Annotated in this window: 7 protein-coding genes and 1 pseudogene; 5 read left to right on the top strand and 3 right to left on the bottom strand. The window is 66.8% G+C overall.

The genetic code is table 11. The features are described 5' to 3' along the window. Positions 1-125 precede the first annotated feature (125 nt). Together Q0R23_RS14190 and Q0R23_RS14195 are read left to right on the top strand one after the other, a co-directional pair. A complete protein-coding gene (locus tag Q0R23_RS14190; RefSeq protein WP_293914022.1) occupies positions 126-1,901 on the top strand; it encodes a 30S ribosomal protein S1 in 1,776 nt (591 codons plus the stop codon). Positions 1,902-1,993: 92 nt separating this feature from the next. Then, positions 1,994-2,413, top strand: a complete 420-nt coding sequence (locus Q0R23_RS14195) for a DoxX family protein (protein WP_293914007.1) — start codon at positions 1,994-1,996, stop codon at positions 2,411-2,413. A gap of 138 nt (positions 2,414-2,551) precedes the next feature. Here the strand turns inward: Q0R23_RS14195 and Q0R23_RS14200 are convergent, their stop codons facing one another. The 3 genes from Q0R23_RS14200 to prfA form a co-directional block, all read right to left on the bottom strand. Then, positions 2,552-3,073: a DoxX family membrane protein gene (locus Q0R23_RS14200; protein ID WP_293914008.1), complete on the bottom strand. Its 522-nt coding sequence runs from the start codon at positions 3,071-3,073 to the stop codon at positions 2,552-2,554. A 98-nt stretch (positions 3,074-3,171) separates the two neighbouring features. Further along, the gene (locus tag Q0R23_RS14205) at positions 3,172-3,657 is read right to left on the bottom strand and encodes an NUDIX hydrolase (protein ID WP_293914010.1); all 486 of its coding nucleotides are present in this window, start codon (positions 3,655-3,657) and stop codon (positions 3,172-3,174) included. Between the two features lie 65 nt (positions 3,658-3,722). Continuing rightward, on the bottom strand, positions 3,723-4,823 hold the full coding sequence (prfA, locus tag Q0R23_RS14210) for a peptide chain release factor 1 (RefSeq protein ID WP_293914012.1): 1,101 nt from the start codon (positions 4,821-4,823) through the stop codon (positions 3,723-3,725). A gap of 138 nt (positions 4,824-4,961) precedes the next feature. On the opposite strand from prfA, the gene Q0R23_RS14215 reads away from it, so the two are divergent. The 3 genes and pseudogenes from Q0R23_RS14215 to Q0R23_RS14225 all read left to right on the top strand — a co-directional run. Further along, on the top strand, positions 4,962-5,978 hold the full coding sequence (locus Q0R23_RS14215; RefSeq protein WP_293914014.1) for a homoserine dehydrogenase: 1,017 nt from the start codon (positions 4,962-4,964) through the stop codon (positions 5,976-5,978). 476 nt (positions 5,979-6,454) lie between these two features. Beyond that, the gene (locus tag Q0R23_RS14220; RefSeq protein WP_293914016.1) at positions 6,455-7,402 is read left to right on the top strand and encodes a polyprenyl synthetase family protein; all 948 of its coding nucleotides are present in this window, start codon (positions 6,455-6,457) and stop codon (positions 7,400-7,402) included. A 94-nt stretch (positions 7,403-7,496) separates the two neighbouring features. Further along, positions 7,497-7,787: pseudogene (locus tag Q0R23_RS14225) on the top strand (IS66 family transposase); the annotation flags it as partial.

Raw genomic sequence — 7,787 nt, forward strand, 5'->3', positions numbered from 1 at the left:
AGGCCCAGCCAGAGGCGACCCCGCCCGAAGTGGCCCAGCCCGAAGTGATCCAGGCACAGCCCGTCCAGGCCGCCCCGGCGCCCGCTGCGCAACCTGTTCAACAGGCTCCCGTGCAGCCAGCCGCAGTGCAGCCAGCGGCAGTGCAGCAACCGGCACAGGCGCGTCAGGAACGCAGCGACGACGACTACCCGGCCATGACCATGGAGGACGTGCTCGCCACGCTGGATACCGAGAATCAGGACTCCTCGGCGCCCTCGCGCGGCGATGTGGTCAACGGCACCGTCGTGTTCATCGGCGCTGAGGGCATCGCCGTGGACGTGGGCGCCAAGATTGAGGGCATCATCCCCTTCAATCAGCTCGGTGACGAGCCCGTCACGCAGGAAGAGGCCCAGCAGATGTACAAGCCCGGCGACTCCATCGAGGCGTATGTGGTGCGCAGCGACATGGCCAACGGGCAGATCGTGCTGAGCAAGAAGCGGGCCGAGCAGGACAAGGGCTGGCGCGTGCTGGCGGGCGTGCAGGAGCGCGACGAATCGTTCCAGGTCGATATCGTCGAGAAGGTGCGCGGCGGCTTGGTCGCCATGATCGACGGCATCCGGGCTTTCCTCCCGGCCAGCCAGGTCGATACCCGCCGGGTCAACGACCTCGATCCCTACGTGGGCAAGCCGCTGGAGGTCAAGCTCATCGAGCTCAACCGCAAGCGCAACCGCGTGATTATCAGCCACCGCGCCATCATGGAAGCTCAGAAGGCCCAGGCCCGCGAGAGCACCATGGGCCAGCTCGAACCCGGCGCCCAGTTCGAGGGTGAGGTGGTCGAGATCACCGATTTCGGCGTGTTCGTCAACCTCGGCGGCATTGATGGCCTGGTTCACCGCAGCGAGCTGACCTACGGGCGCTTCAATCACCCCCGTGACGTGGTGAAGGTCGGCGACAAGGTGCAGGTCCAGGTCATCGACGTCGATCCGGGCCGTGACCGCATCAACCTGTCCATGAAGTCGCTGACCACCGACCCCTGGGAAAGTGCCATCGACAAGTACAGCATCGGCCAGAAGGTCAAGGGCAAGGTCACTAACCTCACCAACTTCGGTGCCTTCGTGGAGATCGAACCCGGCCTGGAAGGGCTGGTGCACGTCAGCGAGCTGTCCTGGACCAAGCGCGTCCGGCACCCCAACGAGGTGCTCAAGGAAGGCGATGAGGTCGAGGCCATCATCCTGCGGATCGACCCGAAGGACCGGCGCATCAGCCTCGGCTTGCGCCAGGCCACCGACGATCCCTGGTCCAGCCTGCCGGACCGCTTCCCGCCCGGCACCCCGGTCAAGGGTAAAGTCACGGGCCTCACCGATTTCGGTGTGTTCATGGAGATCGAGGAAGGCATCGAGGGCCTGATTCACATCAGCGAACTCGACTTGCAGCGCGTCAACAACCCGGCGGATCTGTTCAAGAAGGGCGACGACATCGAAGCCGTCATCCTGAACATCGATCCCGTCGAGCAGCGCGCCAGCCTGTCGCGTCGCCGTGCCCTGGGCGGCGCTCCTGCGCGCGGTGGCGACTTCGTGAGCCAGGGCGGCGGCAGCCGGACCCCCAGTTTCGGCGGCCCCCAGCAGGGCGGTCGTCCCGGCGGCAGCGCCGGTGGACGCGGCGGACGGCGCGGCGGCTCGGACTTCGAGTACAGCTTCAACGCCAAGGACGCCCAGCAGGGCGGCGGCAAGATCAGCACCAAGCTCGGTGACGTCTACGCGGACCTGTTCGCGCAGTTCGGCCTGGGCGGCGGAGCTGACAAGAAGGACGAGGTGGCCACGGCTACCCCGGCCCCCACAGCTTCAGTCCCGGCACAGACGCAGGCCAGCGTGCCCGCCCCTGAGTCGGCGGCGCCTGAGAGCACCGAGACCAAGAGCGAGTAAGTCCGCTCAGGGTTGTCGGAACCGGAGGAGCCCAGTGTTTCTCCGGTTTTTTCATGCTGTCGTGCCCCGGCCTGGCCGGTCATACTGCTTCTATGCCTCATCCGATGCGCTTCTCAAGGGTGCGTCCGCCCTGGCCGCTGGCGCTGCTGTTCGTCTCGGCGGGCCTGACGCACTTCCTGCGACCTGAAGTCTTCGACGCGGTGGTGCCGCCCTGGGTGCCGCTGGAGCCGCGCACGGCCACGCTCATCAGCGGCGCGGCGGAGCTGGCCGGTGGGCTGGGGCTGCTGCTGCCCGCCACCCGGCCTGCCGCGAGCTGGGGGCTGATCGCGCTGCTCTTGGCGGTGTTTCCGGCAAACATCTACATGGCTCAGCACCCGGAGCGCTACGTCCCGATTCCGGCCTGGGCGCTATGGCTACGCTTGCCGCTGCAAGCCGCGCTGATCTGGTGGGTCTGGAACGCGGGGCGGGTTCGGAATGTGGAGGAGCTGGAAGGGGCGGAAGCGGGCGCCTGAGGCGGAGTGAAATGAGTACAGGCATAGGGTGGGAACGCCATCTGGGCGCCCCCTCTCCCCGCTGCTTCGCAGCTCCACTCTCCCGCAAGGGGCGAGGGGTCAAAACTGCCACTCAGCATCCACAAAAAACCCGCCGTCTCAGGCGGGTACGCGGCTCGGTTTAGTTCTTCGCCGCCGCATTGATACCCCGTCCAGGCCCCACCAACCGGCCACCGTCCAGGCGGCGACGATCAGCAGGCCGAAGGTCAGCATCAGCGGGTTGAGGCCCGGCGTGCCCGCCAGCAGGAAGTTCAGATTCAGCAGGGCACCGACCAGCGCGGCCAGGCCGGTCAGCAGGCCCAGGATCAGCGGGGCGCCCACCGTCACCTCGGCCAGTGGGATCAGATAGGTCAGCAGCCCGGAAGCCGGTTGAGCTACGGCTTCGACGACAGCCGCGTACCAGCCGGTCACCGTCGGCTTCTCGCCCTGCGAATTCTCGATGGTCCCATCGAAAAAACCGTTGATGGCCTGTCCGGCGCTGGCGCCCACCCAACCGCTGCCGGTGAACCTCTGGGTGCCGGAGCTGAGCCAGGTGTAGCCCAGCCACAGCCGCAACAGCAGCCAGACCGGCGCCGTGCGCGTGTCGGTAAAGAGGCGGGCCGCAGGCGTTGGGAGCGTCATGGTTCAGACTGGCACGCCCAGCGGTGAAAAGGCTCGGCGAAGCGGCGACTCACCTTGAGCGGGCGCTGGGGTGATCTTGAGCGACTTTCAGACAACTGCTACTTCAGCGCCGGAATTCTCAGCCCGCCGCGCCCGTCCCAGCCCTGGAAGGCGTAGAAGCGGCCCGGCTGCCCGGTGCTCAGGTAATCGCTCAGCGGCTCGCGCATCGGCGGGCTGTCGAGCTTGGCGATGGCGTCTTCCGGCGAATAAAACCGCGCCTCCACGATCAGCTTGTCGGGGTCGTCGGGGTTGAGCAGGCCCTCCCAGGTGGCGTCGAAGACGATGGCGATGGCCCGCTCGCTGCGCCGGGCGTCCTCGATATGCACCGTGTAGGCCATGTGCCGGATGCTGGTGAGCTTAAGGCCGGTTTCCTCGAAGATCTCGCGGTAGACCGCTTCCGGAGCCGTTTCGCCGGGTTCGACCATGCCGCCCGGCAGGGTGTAACGCACCCGGCCCTGGCCCTGCCAGTCGTTGCCCACCAGCAGCACCCGCCCGCGTGCGTCGCGCAGGATGGCCGCCGTGACCAGCAGCTCACGCCGGGGCATGGGTCACCGCCGCAGACCAGACATACTGGGGAGAGAGAAGGAAGTCGGGGCGGGCGACGGGCAGCTCAGGCCGCGCCATCGGTCATGCTGGCCAGCAGCGCCTCTCGTTCCAGCCGCGTCAGGGCCTCGATGACGCCGCCGAGGTGGCCGGACATCACGCTGCCCAGGTCGAAGTTCTTGTCCTCGCCGGGTAAGCGGTGATCGGTGACGCGGTTTTGCGGATAGTTGTAGGTGCGGACCTTTTCGCTGCGCTCGCCCGTGCCGATCTGCGAGGCGCGGCGCTCGCTCTGGGCGGCGTCGAAGGCTTCGCGCTCGCGTTCGGCCAGCCGGGTTCGCAAGACTTCGATGGCCTTTTCACGGTTCTTGATCTGTGAGCGCGTCTCCTGACAGACCACCAGAATCTCGTCGGGTGTTCCGGCCCGGTAGACCGCCCGCACGGCGGAGTCGGTGGTGTTGACGCCCTGCCCGCCCGCGCCCTGCGACCGGTAAACGTCGATGCGGACCTCCGACAGATCGAGTTGCACGTCGCCCGGCTCGGCCACCGGCAGCACGGCCACCGTGACGGTGCTGGTGTGAATGCGGCCCTGCGTCTCGGTGGCGGGGATGCGCTGAACCCGGTGGACTCCGCGCTCGAACTTCAGCGTCCGGTAGGCGTAGTTGCCCTTGACCTCGGCCATCACCTTGGAGAAGCCGCCCAGGCTGCTCATATTCTCATCTAAGATGCTCAGCCTGTAACCGTGCTCAGCCAGGTAGCGCTCGTAGACGCGCAGCAGATCGGCGGCGAACAGTCCGGCCTCGTCGCCGCCCGCCCCGGCGCGAATCTCCAGAATCACGTCCTTGGTGTCGTCGGGGTCGCTGGGCAGCAGCAGCACTTCGAGTTCGCTGGCGATCAGTTCGCGGCGGACCTGGCTGCTGCGCAACTCCTGCTCGGCCAGCTCGCGCATCTCCGGGTCTGATAGCAATTCACGAACCTGGGCCTCGCCCTCGGCCAGCGCCCGGTCCTCAAAGTACAGCGCCGTGATGGGTTCGAGTTCGCGCTGGCGGCGGGTGAGCCTGACCAGCACGCTGCTGTCGGCCAGTACGGCGGGGTCGGCCAGTCGGCGCAGGGTCAGGTCGTATTCGTGTGAGAGGTCGGACAACCTGGCACTGAGCGAGGGGCTCAGCACGGTGGGCCTGCCGGGGGCCGGGCCAGGGGGTAAAACTCGGCCATCAGGGAAAGCGGGGAGGCGGTGAACACGGAAGTCATAGAGTCAGTCTAGCGCGGTGAGGCGTGCCCAAATCCGCCTTTCCGTATACTCGTTCTCATGCCCGCTGCCCAGCCCTTCGTTCCGGCCCCCCGCCTTGCACCGTCCGCCGAACTCCGCACCGTCCACATCGGCCTGCTCGGCTGCGGCACGGTGGGTCAGAACGTGCTTGAGCTGCTCTCTCGCCGCCGTGACATCTTCGCCGACATCGGTGTGAAGCTCGAAGTCTGCGGCGTGCTCGTCCGTGACGCGGCCCGTGAGCGCGACGTACCCGCCGGAACACCCCTGACCGAAGACCCCGGCTTCCTGAACGAGTGCAGCATCGTCGTGGAGGCGCTGGGCGGGGTGGAAGGGCCGCTGGCGCTGCTGCTGCCGATTCTGCGTTCGGGAAGAGCGGTGGTCACTGCCAACAAAGCCATGCTGGCCGAGCGCTGGGACGCGCTGCGCGGCTACGCCCAGGCCGGGCAACTGTACTACGAGTCCGCCGTGATGGCCGGAACCCCGATTATTGGCCCGATGAGCACTGTTCTGCGGGCCAGCGCCTTTACCCGGCTCCAGGCGGTGCTCAACGGCACCTGCGCCTACATCCTGACCCAGATGGAGGGCGGCAAGCCCTACGCCCAGGCGCTCAGCGAGGCCCAGGCGCTCGGTTACGCCGAGGATCCGCCCACCCTGGATGTCGGCGGTTTCGACACCGCCCACAAGCTGGCCGTGCTCGCCCGTTTCTGCGCCGACGGAGACTTTCCCTACAGCGCCGTGCAAATTCAGGGCATCGAGAACGTCACGCTGGATGATGTGGCAGCGGCGAAGGCGGTGGGCGAGCGCATCAAGCTGGTCGCCACCCTGGAGCGTGTCGGGGGCGGCTGGCACGCCTCGGTGGCGCCCACCCGCCTGCCGGAAACCCATCCGATCTGCACCGCCGGGGCCGGGCGCAACTCGATGGTCTACGTCGGTGAGGAATGCGGCGAGCTGTTCTTCGCGGGCGGCGGCGCCGGGGGCCTGGTCACGGCCAGCGCGGTCGTCGGCGACATCATGGACTGCGTGCTGGGCTTTCCGGGGCACGTGCCGCTGCACTGAGAAGGTTTGTGACGTGTGGCGAAAGATGGCGGCTGGACGGGCTTGGGGCGGTTGGGTTGCGTTATTGGGCTTCAGTACGTTGCTAATGCGTCTGCACCCCCACCCCCCAGCCCCCGCCCCGGTGGGGCGAGGGAGCTCACGCTGCGCTAGGCATGGTACTTCCCATCCGTCCCAGCCGCTCAATTCTTCACCGCGTTCTCCACATCGCGTAGGTTTCGTGGGGCGCCCGTGCTCCAAATGCGGCTATAACTGACCTCGCCGGAAGCTAGTGATCTACTTGAGTAGAAAAAGCTCACTGGGCGCATGTTTCTGACCCCTCGCCCCTTGCGGGAGAGGGGCGCTGCGCAGCAGCGGGGTGAGTCGCAGACCTGCTTGCAGAGGGGAAGTGAGCGCCAGCTCATGCCCTAAATCTTTTCCCACTCCCCACTTCCCCACACGAGACGTTTGGCCCCCGCTCGCCGACTTATACTGCGCTTATGACCGCCAGCGCTGTGCCACTGCCTGAATTCGAGGCCCGACTGCGCGAGGTGCTGCGCTCGAAGGTGCAGTTCATCGAGATCATCGGGGAAGACCTGGTGGCGGCGGGCGGCAAGCGGGTGCGCCCCGCCGTCACTTACCTGGCGTCGAAGGCGCTGGGCGGCGGCGAGAGTCACGCCTTCGACACCGACCTGGCGGTGTGTGTGGAGCTGCTGCACTCGGCCAGCCTGCTCCACGACGACCTGATCGACGATTCCGACACGCGCCGGGGAAAGGAAACCGCCTTTCGCAAGTTCGGCAACGTGGTCAGCGTCATGAGCGGGGACTTCATGCTCAGCCGCTTGCTGGTGCTGCTCTCCGAGATGCCGCGCAGCCTGACACAGGCCTTTGGCTTAGCGGCCAGCGCCGTCTGTGAAGGCGAGGTGTTGCAATTCCAGGTAGCGGCCTACGGTGACTACAGCATTGAGAATTACCTTCAGGTCATCTACGGCAAGACGGCGGCGGTGTTTGAATTGGCGGCCCGCGCCCCCGCCCTGCTGCGCCGCAGCGACGAGCCGCTACTGAGTGCCCTGGCCACTTACGGACGCGAATACGGCCTGGCCTTTCAGATGCAAGACGACCTGCTCGACCTGATGGGCGACGAGGCCACCATCGGCAAGCCGGTGGGCGGTGATCTGCGCGAGGGCAAGGCTACGCTGCCGGTGCTGTATTTGCTGGAGAGTGAGCACGAGGGCGAGGTCCGCACGCTGCTGGAACGCCGCGCTGCCAAAGGCGGCGACGTGGAGCGCGTGCGCGAGCTGGTGCGCGGCGCCGTCCACGAGCGCACCAACGCCGAGATCACCCGCCGGGCTGGCCTGGCCGTGAGTGCCCTGCACGAACTGCCGCCCAGCCCCGACCGGGACCGCCTGGAAGCGCTGGCGAATCTGGAAGCGACGCGGGTGAAGTGAGGGGTTTTAAGTACACCAACGTTTATCTTTGGATGTATCTGATTAGCGATGCAGGGGTGGTCGCGGTTCGAGCCGTGGGCGAGTAGACTCAGGCATGACCGGCGACCTGACCCGCGATGACCTGCTGGCGATCATCCGTCGGCAAGCGGAGCAGTTCGAGCGACTGGAAGCCGAAAACAAAGCGCTCAGAGCTGAAAACGCGCGGCTGAACAAGCGCATCGAGGAATTGGAGCGCAAGGGCCGCAAGTACACGGCACCTCACAGCCGTGAGGTGCGAAAAGCCGATCCGAAACCGCCGGGACGCCGCGCAGGACAGGGGCTGTTCAGCGCTAAAGCACCACCGGCCCCGGACGAGATCACGCAGGTGGTCGTGGTTGACGAGCCC

The organism is Deinococcus sp. (assembly GCF_025362455.1).
Classification (GTDB): Bacteria; Deinococcota; Deinococci; order Deinococcales; family Deinococcaceae; genus Deinococcus.